General features: G+C 74.8%; 23 protein-coding genes and 1 riboswitch. Of the genes, 19 read left to right on the top strand and 4 right to left on the bottom strand.

Annotated features, from left to right (window positions below):
* The first annotated feature begins 18 nt into the window (after window positions 1-18).
* The 8 genes from OO57_RS10320 (at window position 19) to OO57_RS10285 (ending at window position 6,546) form a co-directional block, all read left to right on the top strand.
* The gene (locus OO57_RS10320; RefSeq protein WP_033252095.1) at window positions 19-843 is read left to right on the top strand and encodes an ABC transporter ATP-binding protein; all 825 of its coding nucleotides are present in this window, start codon (window positions 19-21) and stop codon (window positions 841-843) included.
* Window positions 840-1,334: a GNAT family N-acetyltransferase gene (locus OO57_RS10315; RefSeq protein WP_033252055.1), complete on the top strand. Its 495-nt coding sequence runs from the start codon at window positions 840-842 to the stop codon at window positions 1,332-1,334. Before OO57_RS10320 ends, OO57_RS10315 begins: the two co-directional genes overlap by 4 nt.
* Window positions 1,331-2,158, top strand: coding sequence for a shikimate dehydrogenase (locus OO57_RS10310; protein ID WP_033252054.1), 828 nt, complete (start codon window positions 1,331-1,333; stop codon window positions 2,156-2,158). Before OO57_RS10315 ends, OO57_RS10310 begins: the two co-directional genes overlap by 4 nt.
* A gap of 214 nt (window positions 2,159-2,372) precedes the next feature.
* Window positions 2,373-3,557, top strand: a complete 1,185-nt coding sequence (gene aroC, locus OO57_RS10305) for a chorismate synthase (protein WP_081973586.1) — start codon at window positions 2,373-2,375, stop codon at window positions 3,555-3,557.
* Entirely contained in the window at window positions 3,554-4,084 is a 531-nt protein-coding gene (locus OO57_RS10300; protein WP_033252052.1) for a shikimate kinase, read from the top strand. The genes aroC and OO57_RS10300 overlap by 4 nt, the downstream gene beginning before the upstream one ends.
* Window positions 4,077-5,183 (top strand): 3-dehydroquinate synthase, encoded by a 1,107-nt coding sequence (aroB, locus tag OO57_RS10295; protein WP_033252051.1) that lies wholly within the window; start codon window positions 4,077-4,079, stop codon window positions 5,181-5,183. The genes OO57_RS10300 and aroB overlap by 8 nt, the downstream gene beginning before the upstream one ends.
* On the top strand, window positions 5,180-5,623 hold the full coding sequence (aroQ, locus tag OO57_RS10290; RefSeq protein WP_033252050.1) for a type II 3-dehydroquinate dehydratase: 444 nt from the start codon (window positions 5,180-5,182) through the stop codon (window positions 5,621-5,623). Before aroB ends, aroQ begins: the two co-directional genes overlap by 4 nt.
* 74 nt (window positions 5,624-5,697) lie before the next feature.
* Entirely contained in the window at window positions 5,698-6,546 is an 849-nt protein-coding gene (locus OO57_RS10285) for an AAA family ATPase (protein ID WP_418909876.1), read from the top strand.
* 199 nt (window positions 6,547-6,745) lie between these two features.
* Here the strand turns inward: OO57_RS10285 and OO57_RS10280 are convergent, their stop codons facing one another.
* Complete coding sequence (locus tag OO57_RS10280; RefSeq protein ID WP_033252049.1) at window positions 6,746-7,648, bottom strand: SDR family oxidoreductase; 903 nt, start codon at window positions 7,646-7,648, stop codon at window positions 6,746-6,748.
* 94 nt (window positions 7,649-7,742) lie between these two features.
* On the opposite strand from OO57_RS10280, the gene OO57_RS10275 reads away from it, so the two are divergent.
* The 5 genes from OO57_RS10275 to OO57_RS10255 all read left to right on the top strand — a co-directional run bounded on the left by OO57_RS10275 (window position 7,743) and on the right by OO57_RS10255 (window position 11,865).
* On the top strand, window positions 7,743-8,360 hold the full coding sequence (locus OO57_RS10275) for a helix-turn-helix domain-containing protein (RefSeq protein WP_051777089.1): 618 nt from the start codon (window positions 7,743-7,745) through the stop codon (window positions 8,358-8,360).
* A complete protein-coding gene (locus tag OO57_RS10270) occupies window positions 8,318-8,773 on the top strand; it encodes a DUF6924 domain-containing protein (RefSeq protein ID WP_081973583.1) in 456 nt (151 codons plus the stop codon). Before OO57_RS10275 ends, OO57_RS10270 begins: the two co-directional genes overlap by 43 nt.
* A gap of 67 nt (window positions 8,774-8,840) precedes the next feature.
* On the top strand, window positions 8,841-9,647 hold the full coding sequence (locus OO57_RS10265) for an Fpg/Nei family DNA glycosylase (protein WP_033252091.1): 807 nt from the start codon (window positions 8,841-8,843) through the stop codon (window positions 9,645-9,647).
* A gap of 84 nt (window positions 9,648-9,731) precedes the next feature.
* Window positions 9,732-10,424 (top strand): DUF6445 family protein, encoded by a 693-nt coding sequence (locus tag OO57_RS10260; RefSeq protein WP_033252048.1) that lies wholly within the window; start codon window positions 9,732-9,734, stop codon window positions 10,422-10,424.
* An 83-nt stretch (window positions 10,425-10,507) separates the two neighbouring features.
* Window positions 10,508-10,720, top strand: a riboswitch (cobalamin riboswitch).
* A gap of 29 nt (window positions 10,721-10,749) precedes the next feature.
* The gene (locus OO57_RS10255; protein ID WP_033252047.1) at window positions 10,750-11,865 is read left to right on the top strand and encodes a HoxN/HupN/NixA family nickel/cobalt transporter; all 1,116 of its coding nucleotides are present in this window, start codon (window positions 10,750-10,752) and stop codon (window positions 11,863-11,865) included.
* Between the two features lie 49 nt (window positions 11,866-11,914).
* On the opposite strand, the gene OO57_RS10250 is transcribed toward OO57_RS10255, so the two are convergent.
* Entirely contained in the window at window positions 11,915-12,760 is an 846-nt protein-coding gene (locus tag OO57_RS10250; RefSeq protein ID WP_033252046.1) for a DMT family transporter, read from the bottom strand.
* A gap of 119 nt (window positions 12,761-12,879) precedes the next feature.
* Between OO57_RS10250 and OO57_RS10245 the strand changes: the two genes are divergently transcribed.
* A complete protein-coding gene (locus OO57_RS10245) occupies window positions 12,880-13,455 on the top strand; it encodes a helix-turn-helix domain-containing protein (protein WP_033252045.1) in 576 nt (191 codons plus the stop codon).
* 43 nt (window positions 13,456-13,498) lie between these two features.
* Here OO57_RS10245 and OO57_RS10240 read toward each other — a convergent pair whose 3' ends face one another.
* Window positions 13,499-13,741 carry a type B 50S ribosomal protein L31 gene (locus tag OO57_RS10240; protein ID WP_033252044.1) on the bottom strand — a complete coding sequence of 81 codons (243 nt, stop codon included), beginning with the start codon at window positions 13,739-13,741 and terminating at the stop codon, window positions 13,499-13,501.
* A 57-nt stretch (window positions 13,742-13,798) separates the two neighbouring features.
* Entirely contained in the window at window positions 13,799-13,963 is a 165-nt protein-coding gene (rpmG, locus tag OO57_RS10235) for a 50S ribosomal protein L33 (RefSeq protein ID WP_033252043.1), read from the bottom strand.
* 132 nt (window positions 13,964-14,095) lie between these two features.
* On the opposite strand from rpmG, the gene OO57_RS10230 reads away from it, so the two are divergent.
* The 5 genes from OO57_RS10230 to OO57_RS10210 all read left to right on the top strand — a co-directional run bounded on the left by OO57_RS10230 (window position 14,096) and on the right by OO57_RS10210 (window position 18,188).
* Window positions 14,096-15,202: an aminopeptidase P family protein gene (locus tag OO57_RS10230; RefSeq protein WP_033252042.1), complete on the top strand. Its 1,107-nt coding sequence runs from the start codon at window positions 14,096-14,098 to the stop codon at window positions 15,200-15,202.
* A 75-nt stretch (window positions 15,203-15,277) separates the two neighbouring features.
* Window positions 15,278-15,841 (top strand): elongation factor P, encoded by a 564-nt coding sequence (efp, locus tag OO57_RS10225; RefSeq protein ID WP_033252041.1) that lies wholly within the window; start codon window positions 15,278-15,280, stop codon window positions 15,839-15,841.
* Window positions 15,842-15,843: 2 nt separating this feature from the next.
* Complete coding sequence (gene nusB, locus OO57_RS10220; RefSeq protein WP_033252040.1) at window positions 15,844-16,281, top strand: transcription antitermination factor NusB; 438 nt, start codon at window positions 15,844-15,846, stop codon at window positions 16,279-16,281.
* Window positions 16,282-16,387: 106 nt separating this feature from the next.
* Complete coding sequence (locus tag OO57_RS10215) at window positions 16,388-17,215, top strand: thioesterase family protein (protein ID WP_033252039.1); 828 nt, start codon at window positions 16,388-16,390, stop codon at window positions 17,213-17,215.
* A 184-nt stretch (window positions 17,216-17,399) separates the two neighbouring features.
* A complete protein-coding gene (locus OO57_RS10210) occupies window positions 17,400-18,188 on the top strand; it encodes a hypothetical protein (RefSeq protein WP_033252038.1) in 789 nt (262 codons plus the stop codon).
* The last annotated feature ends 49 nt before the right edge of the window (window positions 18,189-18,237 follow it).

The following is an 18,237-nucleotide window of genomic DNA, read 5'->3' as shown; positions in this document are numbered from 1 at the left end:
GCGGGTAGCGTGATCCGGATGGAGACACCGCAGAGCACCCCGCACCCGTCCGAGCCCGCGCTGCTGGAGGCCGCCCGCGTCGACGTGGTGCGGGGCGGGCAGTACCTGTTGCGGGACGTGTCGCTGACCGTCCGGGCCGGGGAGCACTGGGCGGTGCTCGGGGCCAACGGGGCGGGCAAGAGCACCCTGCTGTCGCTGCTCGGCGCGGTCGAGCACCCCACCGCGGGTGCCGTGAAGGTGCTCGGGCGGCAGCTCGGGAGGGTCGACGTCCGGGAGCTGCGCGCCCACCTCGGGCACGTCAACCCGCGGCACCCGCTGCGCTCCCCGCTGACGGTGCGCCAGGTGGTGCTGACCGGCACCACGCAGACCATCGAGCCCGACCTGTGGCACAAGCCCACCGCCGAACAGCTCGACCACGCCGAGGAGTTGATCGAGACCCTGGGCATCGCGCACCGCGCCGAGAGCCCCTGGACCACGCTCTCCCAGGGCGAGCGCGGCCGCGTCCTGATCGCCCGCGCGCTGATGCCCGAACCCCGGCTGCTGCTGCTCGACGAACCCGCCACCGGGCTCGACCTGACCGCCCGCGAACAGCTCCTGGAGAGCCTGGACGAACTGCGCGCCCGCTACCCCGAGGTGGCGTCCGTGCTGGTCACCCACCACCTGGAGGAGCTCCCCGAGACCACCAGCCACGCCCTGCTGCTGCGCGACGGCCTGGTCACCGCGGCCGGGCCCGCCACCGAGGTGCTGACCACCGAGCTGGTCTCCGAGTGCTTCCGGCACCCGATCCGGATCGCCCACAGCGAGGGCCGCTGGTCCGCCCGCACCCGCCGGGGCACCGAGTGAGCACCGCCGCCCCGGCGTGGGCGCTGCGCCCCGCCACCGCCGCCGACCTGGAGGCGCTGGTCGAGCTGCGGGCCGCGGCGATGCGTCCCGACCTGGAGCGGCTCGGTCGCTACGACGGGCACCGGGTCCGGCAGCGGATGCGCGACGCGTACCGGCCCGAGCACACCTCGGTGGTCGAACTGCCGGGCACGGCCGAGCCGTTGGCCGGCTGCCTGGCGCTCGCCCCCGACGAGCGGCCCGCCACCCTGCTGCTGGAGCACTTCTACCTCCGCCCGGCGCTGCACGGCCGCGGCCTGGGCACCGCCGTGCTGCGCGCGGCGCTGGAGCGGGCCGACGCCGCGGGCCTGGCCGTCCGGCTGAACGTGCTGCAGGGCAGCCCCGCCCGGCGGCTGTACGAGCGGCACGGCTTCGCGCCGGAGTCCGAGGACCCGGTCGACGTCTTCCTGCACCGCCCCGCCCGTCCCGTTGATCCTGGAAAGGCCGTTTCGTGACCACCCCGCACCGGGCCGCCGTGCTCGGCTCGCCGATCGCCCACTCGCTCTCCCCGGCCCTGCACAACGCCGGGTACGCCGCACTCGGGCTCACCGACTGGCAGTACGGCCGCCACGAGGTCGACGAATCGACACTGGCGGACTTCGTCACCGGGCTCGACCCCGCCGAGTGGGCCGGCCTGTCGCTGACCATGCCGCTCAAGCGGGCGATCCGCCCGCTGCTGGACACCGTCAGCGACACCGCCCGCGCGGTGGACGCCGTCAACACCGTGGTGTTCGACCGCGACGGGCGGCGGCACGGCGACAACACCGACGTCCCCGGCCTGGTCAACGCGCTGCGCGAGCGCGGCGTCGAACGGGTCGGCTCGGCCGCGGTGCTGGGCGCCGGGGCCACCGCCTCCTCCGCGCTGGCTGCGCTGGCCCAGGTCTGCGACGGCGAGGTGACCGCGTACGTGCGCAGCGCCGAGCGGGCCGCCGAGATGCGTGCGCTCGGGGAGCGGCTCGGGGTGCCGGTGCGCACCGCCGACTGGGCGGACGGCGCGCGGGCGCTGGACGGGCCGCTGACCGTCTCCACCACGCCGGCCGGGGCGACCGACGGCTTCGCGGCGCAGCTGACGGCGGCGCCGGGCGTGCTGTTCGACGTGCTCTACCACCCGTGGCCGACGAAGCTGGCCGCGGCCTGCCAGGAGCGCGGCGGCACCGTGCTGGGCGGGCTCGACCTGCTGGTGCACCAGGCCGTGCTGCAGTTCGAGCGGTTCACCGGCGTGCGGCCCGCCCCGCTGGCCGCGATGCGGGCGGCGGGGGAGGCGGCGCTCGCGGGGTGACGCGGTGCGGGGGCGGCGGCGCTCGCGGGGTGACGGGTGCGGGGCGGCGCCCGTCGGCTTCCGGACGCTCGCTGTCCGCCACGCGGACCGTGGCCCCGGTGACCTGCGGGACGTGAAAGGATCGGAGTCGCCCCGTCGTGTTCCGCGGCCGGGCAGGACGAGACGCCGGGCCGGCCGCCGTTCACGGCGCGGGCCGCTGACGAAGGAGCTTTCGGTGGGTAGCTTGCGCTGGCTCACGGCGGGGGAGTCGCACGGCCCCGCTCTGGTCGCGACGCTGGAGGGCCTGCCGGCCGGGGTGCCGGTCACCACCGCCGTGGTGGCCGACGCGCTGGCCCGCCGGCGGCTCGGGTACGGCCGCGGCGCGCGGATGAAGTTCGAGCAGGACGAGGTGACCTTCCTCGGTGGCGTCCGGCACGGCGAGACCATGGGCTCCCCGGTCGCGATCATGGTCGGCAACACCGAGTGGCCGAAGTGGGAGCAGGTCATGTCGGCCGACCCGGTCGACGATGAGATCCTGGCCGGCCTGGCCCGCAACGAGGCGCTGACCCGCCCCCGCCCCGGCCACGCCGACCTGGCGGGCATGCAGAAGTACTCGATCGACGAGGCCCGCCCGATCCTGGAGCGCGCCAGCGCCCGGGAGACCGCGGCCCGGGTCGCGCTCGGCGCGGTCGCCCGCTCCTACCTCAAGGAGACCTGCGGCATCGAGATCGTCAGCCACGTCGTGGAGCTGGCCGGCGCCAAGGCCCCGGCCGGGGTGCTGCCGCTGCCCTCCGACGAGGCCCGCCTGGACGAGGACCCGGTGCGCTGCCTGGACGCCGACGCGTCCAAGGCGATGGTCGCCGAGATCGACCAGGCCCACAAGGACGGCGACACCCTCGGCGGCGTCGTCGAGGTGCTGGCGTACGGCGTGCCGGTCGGCCTCGGCTCGCACGTGCACTGGGACCGCCGCCTGGACGCCCGGCTCGCCGCCGCGCTGATGGGCATCCAGGCGATCAAGGGCGTCGAGGTCGGCGACGGCTTCGACCTGGCCCGCGTCCCCGGCTCGCAGGCGCACGACGAGATCGTCCCGACCCCCGAGGGCGCCAAGCGCACCTCCGGCCGCTCCGGCGGCACCGAGGGCGGCCTGTCCACCGGCGAGCTGCTGCGCGTCCGGGCCGCGATGAAGCCGATCGCGACCGTCCCGCGCGCCCTGCAGACCCTGGACGTGCGCACCGGCGAGCCCGCCAAGGCGCACCACCAGCGCTCCGACGTGTGCGCCGTCCCGGCGGCCGGCATCGTCGCCGAGGCGATGGTGGCGCTGGTCCTGGCGGACGCGGTGGCGGAGAAGTTCGGCGGCGACAACGTCTCCGAGACCCGCCGCAACGTCCAGTCCTACCTCGACAACCTGATCGTCCGATGAGCACACCGGCCGGGCCCGCCGTGGTGCTGGTCGGCCCACCCGGCAGTGGCAAGTCCACCGTCGGGCGGGTCCTCGCCGAACGCCTCGGCCTGCCGTTCCGCGACACCGACACCGACGTCGAGCAGACCGCGGGCAAGCCCATCCCGGAGATCTTCGTCGACGAGGGCGAGCCGCACTTCCGGCAGCTGGAGCGCGACGCCGTCCGGGCCGCCACCACCGGGTACGCGGGCGTGCTCGCGCTCGGCGGCGGCGCCGTCATGGACGGGGAGACCCGCGCGCTGCTCGCCCCGCTGCCCGTGGTGTTCCTGGAGGTGGCACTCGGCGACGCGGTCAAGCGGGTCGGCCTGGACGCCCCCCGCCCGCTGCTCGCGGTCAACCCCCGGGCCCGCTGGCGCGAGCTGATGGAAGCCCGCCGCCCGCTCTACCTGGAGGTCGCCACCACCGTGGTCGACACCCAGGACCGCACGCCCGAGCAGGTCGCCGATGCCGTACTCGAAGCACTGGAGTTGAAGGTCCCCCATGTCTGACCCCACGCCCGACCCGGACATCGTCAGGATCCAGGTCGCGGGCAGCGACGGCCACGCGCCCTACGAGGTGCTGATCGGCCACCGGCTGCTCGGCGAACTCGCCCCGCTGATCGGCCCGAAGGCCAAGCGGGTCGCGATCATCCACCCGGAGGCCCTGGAGGCCACCGGCGAGGCGATCCGCGAGGACCTCGCCGCGCAGGGCTACGAGGCGATCGCCCTCCAGGTCCCGAACGCCGAGGACGCCAAGAGCGCCGAGGTCGCCGCGTACTGCTGGTCGGTGCTCGGCCAGACCGGCTTCACCCGCAGCGACGTGGTCGTCGGCCTCGGCGGCGGCTCCACCACCGACCTGGCGGGCTTCGTCGCGGCCACCTGGCTGCGCGGGGTGCGCTGGATCTCGGTGCCCACCACGCTGCTCGGCATGGTCGACGCGGCCGTCGGCGGCAAGACCGGCATCAACATCGCCGAGGGCAAGAACATGGTCGGCGCCTTCCACCCGCCCGCGGGCGTGCTGGCCGACCTCGGCACCCTGGAGACCCTCGGCAAGCACGACTACGTCTCCGGCCTGGCCGAGGTGATCAAGGCCGGTTTCATCGCCGACCCGGTCATCCTCGACCTGGTCGAGGCCGACCCCGAGGCCGCCACCACCCCGGCCGGACCGCACACCCTGGAGCTGATCCGCCGCGCCATCCAGGTCAAGGCCGACGTGGTCTCCGGCGACCTCAAGGAGTCCGGCCGCCGCGAGATCCTCAACTACGGCCACACCCTGGGCCACGCCATCGAGCGCAACGAGCGCTACAAGTGGCGGCACGGCGCGGCGATCTCCATCGGCATGGTATTCGCCGCCGAACTCGGCCGCCTGGCCGGGCGGTTGGACGACGCCACGGCCGACCGGCACCGGGCCGTGCTGGCCTCCGTCGGCCTGCCGCTGACCTACCGCGCGGACGCCTGGCCGAAGCTGCTCGACGCCATGAAGATCGACAAGAAGTCGCGCGGCGACCTGCTGCGCTTCGTCGTCCTGGACGGCCTGGCCAAGACCTCCATCCTGGAGGGCCCCGACCCGTCCGTGCTGGTCGCGGCCTACGGGGAGGTCTCCGGATGAGCACCCGCGTCCTCGTCCTGAACGGCCCCAACCTGGGCCGGCTCGGCTCCCGCGAACCCGACGTGTACGGCTCCACCTCGTACGCCGGACTGGTCTCGCGGTGCGCGGAGCTCGGCGCCGAACTCGGCCTGTCGGTGGAGGTCCGCGAGACCAACTCCGAAGCGGAGATGGTCGGTTGGCTGCACGAAGCGGCGGACGCCAAGACCCCCGTGGTGATCAACCCCGGCGCGTTCACGCACTATTCGTACGCGATGCGCGACGCCGCCGCCCAGCGCACCGCGCCGCTCGTCGAGGTGCACATCTCCAACCCGTACACCCGCGAGACCTTCCGCCACACCTCGGTCATCGCCGCCGTCGCCTCCGGCACCATCGCCGGCTTCGGCCTCGGCTCGTACGAACTCGCCCTGCGCGCCCTCGCGGAGCAGCTGACCAGCCGCTGACGCGACCCCCGGCCCGGTGGCGGACTTGTGCCCGCCACCGGGCCCACGTGTACATTCGGCGCAGGGAGGTGACGGTGAGCCAGTACGCGCAGAACCAGCACGCGGGGGGCCAGGTGCCACCCCGGCCGGCGGCGTCCCCGCAGCCCGTGGCGCCCCAGCCGCCGTACCACGCACCGGCCCTGCCGCCCGGCTCCACCCAGCCGATCCCCGTCCTCGGGCCCACCGCGCCCCGGACCGACCGGCCGACCGTCCCGCTCAAGGCCGTCGCCCCGGTCGCCCCCGGCGGCACCGGACACTTCCTGCTCCCGACCGGAGGGACCGTCCAACTGCCCGCCCAGCCGCCCCAGTTGCCCGCGCACCCGGCACCGCCGCCGATCGGGCCGATCGCCGTCCTGCTTATCGGCGCGGCCGGCGCGGGCAAGACCACCGTCGCCCGCTACTGGGCCGAACGCCGCCCCACCCCCACCGCGCACATCAGCCTCGACGACGTCCGCGAATGGGTCCAGGCCGGCTTCGCCAACCCCCAGTCCGGCTGGAACACCGCCTCCGAGGCCCAGTACCGCCTCGCCCGCCGCACCTGCGGCTTCGCCTGCCGCAACTACCTCGCCAACGGCATCTCCTGCATCATCGACGACGCGGTCTTCCCCGACCGCCCCGCGATCGGCCTCGGCGGCTGGAAGCGCCACATCGGCCCCGGCATGATCCCCGTCGTCCTCCTCCCCGGCCTCGACCGCGTCCTCGCCCGCAACGCCGAACGCTCCGGCAACCGCCGCCTCTCCGACGACGAGGTCGCCCGCATCCACGGCCGGATGGCCGGCTGGCGCACCTCGGGGCTGCCGATCATCGACAACTCCAACCTGAGCGTGCCGGAGACGGCGGCGGCGCTGGACCACGCGATCCTGAGCCGGTTGCACGCGCGCTGAGGGGTTCCGCTGCGCGGTGGGGGGTTCCGCTGCGCGGCGAGGTGGGTGGGGAGGGGGTCGGCGGCGGCGCTGGACCACGCGATCCTGAGCCGGTTGCACGCGCGCCGAGGCGGGTGCACGCGCGCCGAGGGGTTCCGCTGCGCGGTGGGGTGGGGCGTTGTGCTGGGCGAGGGGTGTCGGGGTCGGGCGTTCCGCGGGGTCAGTCCTCGGTGAAGTAGTGGTCCTGGTCGAGGTCGTCGAGCAGGCCCGGGTGGGTGGGGTGCCAGTCGAGGAGGGTGCGGGTGGCTTCGGCGGAGGCGGGGAGGTCGAGGGGGACGAGGAGGGAGAGGAAGCTGAAGTGGGCGGGGGCGTCGGCTTCGGGGACGGGGGCGGTGGGGAGGCCGAGGCGGATGCCGATGCGTTCGGCGATCTCGCGGAAGGGGACGCCCTCGTCGTCGACGGCGTGCAGGCGGGTGCCCGCGGGGGCGTGTTCGAGGGCGAGGCGGTAGAGGCGGGCGGCGTCGAGGGTGTGGACGGCGGGCCAGCGGTTGGTGCCGTCGCCGAGGTAGCCGGAGGTGCCGGTGGCGCGGGCGGTGCGGATCAGGGTGGGGACGAAGCCGTGCCGGTCGAGCGGGCTGTGGACGACCGGGGGGAGCCGGACGACGCTGGTGCGCACGCCGTCGGCGGCGGCGGCGACCAGGGCCTGTTCGGCCTCGGTGCGCGGGGCGCCGGGGGCGACCCGGGTTTCGAGGGAGAGCTGTCCGGGGGCGGCGCCGCCGCCCGTGCCGCCGGTGCCGACCAGGGGCTTGTCGGTGCCCGCGAGCGCTTCGACGAGGGCCCGGACGGCCTTGAGGTCGTCGGCCATCGCGCCGGCGTAGTCGCCGCCGAGCATCGCCTCGTGCTTGAAGGCGAGGTGCACCACGCCGTCGGCGGCCGCGGCGGCGGCCCGCAGGCCGTCGAGGTCGTCGAGGTCGCCGCGGCGGACGTCGGCGCCGATGGCGGTGAGCGCGGCGGCGGAGGCGTCGGAGCGGGCGAGGCCGGTGACGCGGTGGCCGGCGGCGAGCAGGTCGGGGACGAGGGCGGAGCCGAGGTGGCCGCTGGCTCCGGTGACGAAGACGTGCATGGGGAGGGACCTCCGAGTGATAAGACCTTGTCCCGTCACCATAGCTCGCCGGGCCCAGTGATGCGACCACGTCCCGTCACGTAGAATCCGGATCATGGCCAGATGGGACCCGAACGCCCGCGAGCGGCTGGAGCGCGCCGCGCTGGAGCTCTTCGTCCGGCAGGGCTACGACCGCACCACCGTCGCCGAGATCGCCGAGCGCGCGGGCCTGGCCAAGAGCACCTTCTTCCGGCACTTCGCGGACAAGCGCGAGGTGCTCTCCGGCGGGGACACCCTGGCCCGCCTGCTCACCGACGCGGTCGCCGCCGCCCCACCCGCGGCGGGCCCGCGGCAGGCCGCCGAGGCCGCCCTGGCCGCCGTCGGCGCGCGGGCCTTCACCGCCGAGCGCCACGAAACCGTCCGGGAGCGCCAGCAGGTGGTCGCCGCCAACCCGGAGCTGACCGAGCGCGAACTGCTCAAGCGCGAGGCCCTCGCCGCCGCCCTCACCGCCGCCCTGCGCGAGCGCGGCGTGCCCGACCCGGCGGCCGGCCTCACCGCCGAGCTGACCCTGCTGGCCCTGCGCACCGCCCTGGCCCGCTGGGCCGCCCGCCCCGGCCAGGACTTCACCGCCCTGGCGCTGGCCGAACTGACCGGCCTGTGCGAAGCCGCCGCCGCCCTCCGAGGAGACCCGTGCGCACCCCCATCGCCGACGTCGGCGAACACGACGCCCTGATCGTCCGCACCGACTACGCCGACGACGCGTCCTGGCGGGCCCTGCTCGCCGCGCTCGGCGAGGACGTCCACCCGGTCGACGACCCCGCCTGGGCGGACGCCGCCCCCGCCGAGGCGGTGGCCGCCGCCCGGGCCACCGCCGACGGCGGTCCGAACGTGCTCTTCCTGGCCGACCGCACCGCCCTGACCGGCCCCGGCCACCCGCTGCTCGCCGTCACCACGCTGCTCCCGGAGGACTGCGCGGAGCCCGAGTGGTACGCCCAGGAGACCGAGTTCGGCACCGAGTTCCGCGCCCTGGCGGCGGCCGTCGCGGAGATCAACGCCAACCTGTCGATCGGCAACCTCGGCTTCGAGGAGTTCGCCGCCGCCGCCCGCCGCGACCCCGAGGGCCGCTACCGGCCCGGAGCCGACTGACCGGGCTGTCCGTGCGGCCTGGGAGGATGGACCCCTCGCCGCCACCACGACAGAGGAGATGACGCCGGTGCCCGAGGGGCATGTGATCCACCGCCTGGCCAGGGAGAACGACGCGCTGTTCGGCGGGCGCCCGGTGCGGGTGTCCAGTCCGCAGGGGCGCTTCGCGGAGGGGGCCGCGCTGATCGACGGGCGGGTGCTGGACGAGGCGGAGGCGCACGGCAAGCACCTGTTCCTCGGCTTCGGCGAGCACTGGCTGCACGTGCACCTGGGGCTGTACGGCACGTACGGGTTCGGCGCGGGCGAGCCCCCGGAGCCGGTCGGCCAGGTCCGGCTGCGGATGGTGAACGACAGCGGCTACGCCGACCTGCGCGGCCCGACCGCCTGCGAACTGCTCACCCCCGCGGAGAAGGCCGCCGTCCACCGCCGCCTGGGGCCGGACCCGCTGCGTCCGGGGGAGGCGGGCGACGAGGCGTGGCGGCGGATCTCCCGCAGCGGCAGCACGGTCGCCGCCCTGCTGATGGACCAGAAGGTGCTGGCGGGCGTCGGCAACGTCTACCGCGCCGAGGTGCTGTTCCGCCTCGGCATCAGCCCGCACCGCCCCGGCCGCGACCTGTCCCGCACCGAGTGGGACGCGATCTGGGCCGACCTGGTCGCCCTGATGCACGACGGCGTGGCCGCGGGCCGGATCGACACCGTCCGCCCCGAGCACACCCCGGAGGCGATGGGCCGCCCGCCGCGGGTGGACGACCACGGCGGCGAGGTGTACGTCTACCGGCGGCACGACCAGCCCTGCCTGGTGTGCGAAACGCCGGTCCGCACCGAGGAGTTGGCCGCCCGGAACCTGTTCTGGTGCCCGCGCTGCCAGCAGCGCTGACGCACCGTCACCACGGGAAGCCTTGACGGAAGGTTGACCGGCGCTTGGGCGAGGCCCCGGAACGGCGCTCCTATTGTCGGGGCCATGCCCGTACAACCGTTCCAGGGCCCGCGCCCCACCCCGGCGCTCCCGGTCCTGCCGTACCGCAAGCCCACCCGGGGCCGTGACTACTGGGTGCTGGACGACGTCCTGCCGGATCCGGACGCGGTGCGGGCCCGGCACCTGGCGCGCACGGACTGGGACGAGGGCTACCCGCACCGGCCGGAGTCCTGGCCGGGGCTGCGGGCGATGCCCGGGCTGGAGCCGGCGGAGCTGGCGCACGTCGAGGAGCTGGTCCGGCGGGCCACCGGGGCCGGGCGGATCTGGGCGCTGGACGGGGCCGAGGGCGGCACGTTCAACCACAACTGCGTGCAGGTGGTCGGCGCGGGGGAGTGCGAGCCGCGCCCGCACACCGACTCGCGCTCGCTGTGCCGCTACGCGGCCGTGCTGTACCTGAACCCGGCCGTCCCCAAGCACTGCGGCACCAGCTTCCACCGGCAGAGCTTCCCCGGCGGGCGGCTCGGCGGCAACAGCGTGGTCGCCCCGCACGACAACCTGGTGGACGCGCTGGGCACCCGCTTCGTCCCGCCGGACTCCTTCACCGAGGACCTGGCCGTCCCGCACCGCTACAACCGGCTGCTGCTCTACACCGCCAACCTGATCCACACCGCGACCGGCTACCACGGCGCGACGCTGGAGGAGAAGCGGATGACCTGCGTCTTCTTCTGGATGGCCTGATCCGCCGTCAGGACCGCGCTGATCAGGCGTGATCTGCGCCACCAGGGCGGGGGTGCGCTCTTGCCGCCGCCCCCGCGGCGGGCCTACGGTGGGCGGGCCGTGGTGCTCGGGAAGCCGGTGCACTGTGTCCTTCGCGCGAGCGCGGGGCGCAGGAGTCCGGAGCGGCCCTCGCCACTGTGATCGGGGAGTCGTCGGCTCCCACCCCGTGCCACTGGCCGCTCCGCGGCCGGGAAGGCCGGGAGCCGGCGCGCAACACCCCGTCAGCCAGGAGACCGGCCACGGCATCTCACGAAGTGATCCACGAGGTGCTGGAGCGTGAACGCGGATGACCGCGCCCGAATTGACCCTGCCCGGGAACGAACCCGGCTCCCCCCTGCCCTCCTTCCGCTGGCGGCGGGAGGACACCCTGCGCACGGCCGGCCTGATGGCGGTGATCCTGGCCATGCACGTGGCGGCCTTCGGGACGCTGCTGTTCCTGGTGGCGCCGCACGAGTACAAGGTCGGCACCCAGGTGTTCGGCGTCGGCCTGGGCATCACCGCGTACACCCTGGGCATGCGGCACGCCTTCGACGCCGACCACATCGCGGTGATCGACAACACCACCCGCAAGCTGATGGCGGACGGCCGCCGCCCGGTCTCGGTGGGCTTCTGGTTCGCCCTCGGCCACTCCTCGATGGTGGTGATCATGGCCGGCCTGGTGGCCGGCGGCGCGGCGCTGGCGGGCACCCTGATGGACGAGGACTCCACCACCCACCGGGTGCTCGGCACCGTCGGCACCACCGCGTCCGGCGCCTTCCTCTACCTGATCGCGGCGCTCAACCTGGTGGCCCTGCTGGGCATCTGGCGGGTGTTCCGGGCGATGCGGGCCGGGGAGTACGACGAGGCCGAGCTGGAGAAGCACCTGGACGCCCGCGGCTTCCTGGCCCGGGTGCTGAACCGGGCCACCCGCTCGATCAGCCGGCCCGGCCAGATGTTCCCGGTCGGGATGGTGCTCGGCCTGGGGTTCGACACCGCGACCGAGGTGACCCTGATGGTGATGGCCGGGTCCGGTGCGGCCTCCGGGCTGCCCTGGTACGCGGTGGTCTGCCTGCCGCTGCTGTTCGCCGCCGGGATGAGCCTGTTCGACACCCTGGACGGCACGTTCATGAACTTCGCCTACCAGTGGGCGTTCTCCAACCCGGTCCGCAAGGTGTACTACAACCTGACCGTCACCGGGCTGTCGATCGCGGTGGCCTTCGTGATCGGCACCATCGAGCTGGTCGCGGTGCTGCACGACAAGTTCGACCTGGCCGACCCCGTCACCAGCTGGATCGCCGGGCTCAGCCTGGACAACGTCGGCTTCGTGATCGTCGGCCTGTTCGTGGTGGTCTGGGCCGCCGCGATCGGCTACTGGCGGATCGCCAAGCGCTCCCGGGCGTTCGCGGGGCTGGGGGCTCCGTGACGGGGGCCGGGAGCTCCGTGACGGGGGCCGGGGTCCCCGTGACGGGGCGTCAACCGGCGGCCAGGATCAGCGTCCCGGCCACCGCGAGGCCCGCGCCCACCACCTGCACCCGCAGCAGCTGCTCCTTCAGCAGGCCGCGCGCCATCAGCGCGGTGACCACGGGGTAGAGCGAGGCCAGCACGGCCGCCACCGCCACCGAACCCAGGTGCGAGGCGGCCGCGTACAGGCCGTTCGCGGCCACGTCGGCGACCCCGACGGCGGTCAGCGCGGGCAGCGACCGCGCGCCCGCCCGCAGCCCGAGGGGCTGTCGGCGGGCCGCGGCGGCCAGCATCCCGGCCCCGACCACCGCGTTGGTCAGCCGCTGCACGCACAGCGTCAGCAGCAGGGCGCCGCCCGCGCTGGCGTGCGCGACCAGGGCCAGCACCGCGCCGAAGGCGAAGGCCGCGCCCAGGGTCAGCAGCAGCACCCTCCGCTGCAGCGCGGGCCCGCCGCGCTGCGGGCCGCCCGCCAGGGCGACCCCGGCGACGGCCACCGCGATGCCCAACCCCTGGACGGCGCCCGGCCGTTCGCCGAGGAACAGGCCGACCCCGATCGGCACCAGCACGCCGACGGTGGCCAGCGGCGACACCACGCCCATCGGCCCGAGCGCCAGCGCCCGGTAGAAGGCCAGCAGCGCGAACGGCCCGATCACGCCCGCCGCCACCGCGTACCAGAGCGCCGGGGAGGCCCCCGGCCAGCCGCCGGTGGCGGTCACCGCGAGCGCGAGCACCGCGGCGGCGGCCGACTGGGAGAGCACCACCACCGTCAGCGCGGGCGTCCGCCGGGTGATCGCCCCGCCGCCGTAGTCGGCGACGCCCCACAGCAGGCTGGCGAGCAGGGCGAGGGCGGCGCTCATGAGGCGGGGAGGCGGGCGGACAGCATGGTGGACTCCGCAGTACAGTCGGTGGACCTGGCGATGCCGCCGCAGCATAGTTCAACTCAGTGCACTGCCCCAACCAGAATATTGGACTGCCCGTGCCGGACGCCGATCTCGTCACCCAGGCCCTCGCCCGCAACCTCAAGCGCCTGCGCCTCGACCGCGGCCACACCCTGGACGCCCTGGCCGCCCGCTCCGGGGTCAGCCGCGGCATGGTCGTCCAGATCGAGCAGGCCCGCACCAACCCCAGCATCGGCACCGTGGTCCGGCTCGCCGACGCGCTCGGCGTCTCGATCGCCCGGCTGCTCGACTACGACGCCGCCTCGGAGGTCAGGGTCGTCCCCGCCGAGGACGCCGTCCGGCTGTGGAACGGACCCGCCGGCGGCAGCGGCACCCTGCTCGGCGGCACCGAGGCCCCCGGCCCGCTGGAGCTGTGGGCCTGGCACCTGCACCCCGGCGAGGGGCACGCCTCCGACCCGCACCCGTCCGGCACCGTCGAGATCGCCCGGGTCGACGAGGGCGTCCTCACCCTCGTCCTGGACGGCCGCGAGCACCGCGTCCCGGCCGGGTCCACCGCCTCCTACGAGGCCGGTGCCGCCCACGGCTACCGCAACGACGGCGACGTGCCGTGCCGGGTCACCATGGTGGTCTCCGTCCCCCCGCCCGGCGCATGACGAAGGGCCCCGGGAAGCCCCGGGGCCCTTCCGCCGCCCGCCGTCAGCCGCCGTACCGGCGCCGGTACAGCGCGACCCGGCCCTCGGTGTCCGTCAGGCGGGCCCGGCCGGTGTAGAACGGGTGGCTCGCCGAGGACGTCTCGACGTCGACCACCGGGTACGCCCGCCCGTCGGCCCACTCCACCGTCCGGTCGCCGGAGGCGGTCGACCCGGTCAGGAACGACAGGCCCCCCGCCTTGTCCCGGAACACCACCGGACGGTACTCGGGGTGGATTCCCTGCTGCATGGCTGCTCCTCCTTCTCGGAACGGTCGGACTTCTCGGAACGGTCGGATCGCCCGCGGTCAGCGGGCCTCGCGGAACTCCACGTGCCGCCCGGCCACCGGATCGAACTTCCGCAGCACCATCCGGTCCGGGTCGTTGCGGCGGTTCTTCCGGGTGACGTACGTGAAACCCGTCCCCGCCGCGGACCGGAGCGTGACCACCGGTCGCAGTTCGCTGCGCGCCATCGTCCTGTCTCCTTCTCCCGGCAACGATTGCCGTTTTCACCACGCCACAACACGGGCGCCGCCCCGGGCATTCCCCACCCGCCCAGCCGGTCCCGACGGGCGGCCCACCCGCCCCGTTCGTACGCTCGGACCATGTCCGACGCGCACTCCGCCCGACGCGAACGCCTCCGCGAGTACTGCAGCGCCTCCGGTGCCGACGCCGCGCTGGTCACCCGCCCCGCCAACGTCCGCTACCTCACCGGCTGCCCGCCGGTCGGCGCGGCGCTGCTGCTCACCCGCGAGCGCGCCGTGCTCGCGCTGCCCGAGGGGGTGGAGGAGGCCGGGGCCGGCGAGCCGCAGACCGACCCGGAGGTCACCCGGCTGCCGGTGCCCGCCGAGGCCGACGCCGCGTTCGCCGCCGCCGAGGCCGCCGCCCGGCTGCGGGTGCGCGACCTCGCGGTCGAGGAGCACGACCTCACCGTCACCCGGCACCGCACCGTCGCCCGGTCGGCCGGGGAGGCCCGGCTGACCGACCTGGACCGGGCCGTGGAGCGGCTGCGGGTGGTCAAGGACGAGTACGAGATCGCCGACCTGCGGGTCGCCGCCGAGATCGCCGACCAGGCCCTCGGCGAGCTGCTCGAATCCATCCTGGTCGGCCGCACCGAGCGCCACCTGGCGATGGAGCTGGAGCGCCGGATGGTCGACCACGGCGCCGACCGGGCCGCCTTCCCGGTCTCGGTCGGCACCGGCAGCCACTCCGGCCTGGAGCACCACCAGCCCACCGACCGCCGGGTCGAGGAGGGCGACTTCCTCACCGTCGCGCTCGGCGCCCGCTACCGCGGCTACGGCATCTCCACCGCCCGCACCTTCGTGATCGGCGCCGCCCCCGCCGCCTGGCAGGTCGAGCTGCACCGGCTGGTCTTCCGCGCCCAGCGGGCCGGCCGGGAGGCCCTCGGGCCCGGCGTCGAGCAGCACGTGCCGGACGACGCGGCCCGCTCGATCCTCCAGGCCGCGGGCCACGCCGAGCGGTCCGTCCACGCCCTGGGACACGGCATCGGGCTGGAGATCCGGGAGGCTCCGCGACTGGGGCCCGCCGACATGGGTAAACTGGACAATCGCGTGCCGGTCACCGTCGGCCCCGGGGTCCATCTCCCGGGTCGTGGCGGCGTCCGGATCGAGGACACGCTCGTGGTGCGGCCTCCCGAGGAGGGCGGGCCCGAGCTGCTCACCATCACCACCAAGGAGCTCCTCGCGCTGTAGCCCGCTCGCGCGGGCACCGGCGGCGCGCCTGCTTGGTGCTCTTTGACAGCGGACATATCAGGAGTAAGTGCGCCCGTGGCTACCACGAACGATCTCAAGAACGGCATGGTCCTCAAGCTGGACGGCGGCAAGCTCTGGACCGTCGTCGAGTTCCAGCACGTCAAGCCCGGCAAGGGCCCGGCCTTCGTGCGCACCAAGCTGAAGGAGGTCCTCTCCGGCAAGGTCGTCGAGAAGACCTTCAACGCGGGCATCAAGGTCGAGACCGCCAACGTCGACAAGCGGACCATGCAGTACTCGTACCGTGACGGCGACGCGTTCATCTTCATGGACATGGACACCTACGACCAGGTCCCGGTCGACTCCGCCACCGTCGGCGACGCCGCCAAGTACCTGCTGGAGGGCTTCGAGGCCCTGGTCGCGCAGAACGAGGGCGCCCCGCTGTACGTCGAGCTCCCCGCCGCGGTCGAGCTGGTCATCGCCGAGACCGAGCCGGGCGTCCAGGGCGACCGCTCCACCGGCGGCACCAAGCCCGCCACCCTGGAGACCGGTGCCGAGATCCAGGTGCCGCTGTTCGTCACCACCGGCGAGAAGGTCAAGGTCGACACCCGCGACGGCAGCTACCTCGGCCGGGTCAAGTAACCGTGGCCGCTGCTCGTAGCAAGGCCCGCACCCGGGCCTTCCAGATCCTGTTCGAGGCGGACCACCGCGGTGTCTCCCCCGAACGGGTGCTCGCCGACTGGATCGCGCGGGCGCGCGACCCCCGTCCGGACGAGGGCATCCCGCAGGTCGCGGAGTACACGATGCAGCTGGTCGAGGGGTACGCGCAGCACGCGCGCACCATCGACGACCTGATCTCCACCTACGCGGTGGGCTGGACGCTCGACCGGATGCCGATCGCCGACCGCAACGTGATCCGGCTCGGTGCGTACGAGCTGATCTGGGAGGACGGGACGCCCGACGCGGTGGTCCTGGACGAGTCCGTGGAGATCGCCAAGGAGTTCTCCACCGACGAGTCGCCGGCCTTCGTGAACGGCCTGCTCGCCCGGTTCATGGAGCTCAAGCCGAGCATCCGGCGCTGAGCCCGCACGCCCCGGGAGGCCGCCGGACCTGTCGGTCCGGCGGCCTCCGCGCGTAAGCTACCGGCAAGTAATCTCTTTGCCCGCCGCGCAGAAGGGCCGCGAAGCCATGCCGGAGACCACTCCCGCCTTCGAGTTCGACCAGGCGGTCGCACTCACCCCGCACCCCGCCGAGCCCGGCCGCTACGACGGCGAGCTCGGCGAGGGCTGGCAGATCGGCGGCGGCGTCAACGGCGGCCTGCTGCTCGCCTTCGCCGCGCACGCGCTCGCCCTGGAGGCCGGGGCCGGCCACCCGCACCCGCTCACCGTCAGCGGCACCTACATATCGGCCTCCCGCCCCGGGCCCGCCACCGTCCGCACCGAGATCGTCCGGCGCGGCCGCAGCCTGGCCACCGGCAGCGCCGTCCTCTCCCAGGGCGGCGAGGAGCGGCTGCGGGTCACCGCCGCCCTCACCGACCTCGCCGCGCTCGACGGGGAGGTCGCCACCACCGCGCTCCCGCCGCAACTGCCCGCGCCCGAGCAGTGCGTGGGCGTCGAGCACGCCCCGCGCGAACTCCTCGACCAGGCCGCCCTGCTGGAGCGCCTCGACCTGCGCCTGGACCCGGCCTCCATCGGCTGGGCGCTCGGGCAGCCCGCGAAGCAGGGCCGCATCCAGGGCTGGTTCCGGCTCGCCGACAAGCGCCCCGCCGACGCGCTCTCCCTGCTGCTCACCGCCGACGCCCTCCCCCCGGTCACCTTCGACCTGGGCCGCCCCGGCTGGGCCCCCACCATCGACCTCACCGTCCACGTCCGCGCCCTGCCCACCGACGGCTGGCTGCGCGTCTCGCACGCCACCCGCAACCTGGCGGGCGGGTACTTCGAGGAGGACTGCGAGGTCTGGGACGAGGCCGGCCGACTGGTCGCGCAGTCCCGGCAGCTGGCCAAGACCCCCCGGTAGCACGCCGGGTGATGCACGGTCAGTTGCAGAGTTGTGACAGGCCGTGCGTGTGGGACGGGTGTGGACGGGGAGGACTCGGTCAGCAGTTGCTAGAGCGAGACCCCGGGAGCCACCGATGTCCAGGAACAGCCGCCGGCCGCGCCGTTGCAGTGCGGAGCCCACGCGCCGGAGCGAGGAGGCGTTCGTGACGGGCATCCTGACCAGCGAGGCGGACTTCGAGCGGGTGCGCGCCTGGCGGGTGACGGACGCCGCGGACTACCCCGGCTACCTGCGGGAGGCCGGGCGGCTGCTGGCCGAGGCGGTGGAGGAGTACGGGACGGTCCGGGCCCGGATGTTCCACCCGGAGGACTTCGCCGACTACTGCCTGCTCCACGGGCTGGACGTGCGCGAGCAGGCCGCCCGCGACGGCTACCTGGTCAACCCGCCGCTGCGGACCCAGCTGGTGACCTACCGCGGCGAGGACCTCGCCGACTTCCTGCCGCGGCTGGTCCGGGCCCGGGAGGGCGGCCTCGCGATGCGCCACGCCGACCTGCTGATGGACGGCGCGCTGTGCGGCACCGAGGCGGCCGCCTCGGCCGACCCGCGGGTGCGGTGGACGTACCAGCAGGCGTCCGAGGTGTTCCGCCGGGTGCTGGTCGGCGCCGGGTGCGGGGCCTACGAGTTCCGGGCCGTGGTGGACGCGCCGGGCGGGCCGCTGGAGGCGCGGGCCCGGGTGCTGCACTGGGAGGACGGCGCGGTCCGGATCAACGACGAGGACCTGGACCTGGTCACCGCGGTGCTGTGCGCCGGGCTGTACTGCGAGCTGCCGGGCGCCGCGGTGCTGCACGGCACGCAGGGCTCCGGCGCGCTGTGCGGGGAGTACCGGCAGGTCGCCTGGGCCTGGCGGAGCACCGGCTACGAGTGGTCGCCGGCCGAGCTGGCGGTGGCCGGGGTGGCGGCGCTCCCCGGGTTCAGCCTGGGCACCGTGGTCTGAGCGGACACGCCGACGGGGCGGGAACCGGGCCACCGGTTCCCGCCCCGCT

It is taken from the genome of Kitasatospora phosalacinea, from assembly GCF_000717185.1.
In the GTDB taxonomy this organism is placed as follows: Bacteria; Actinomycetota; Actinomycetes; order Streptomycetales; family Streptomycetaceae; genus Kitasatospora; species Kitasatospora phosalacinea_A.
The sequence above is the reverse complement of the archived record's forward strand: the minus strand, read 5'-3'. Positions and strand labels throughout refer to the sequence as shown.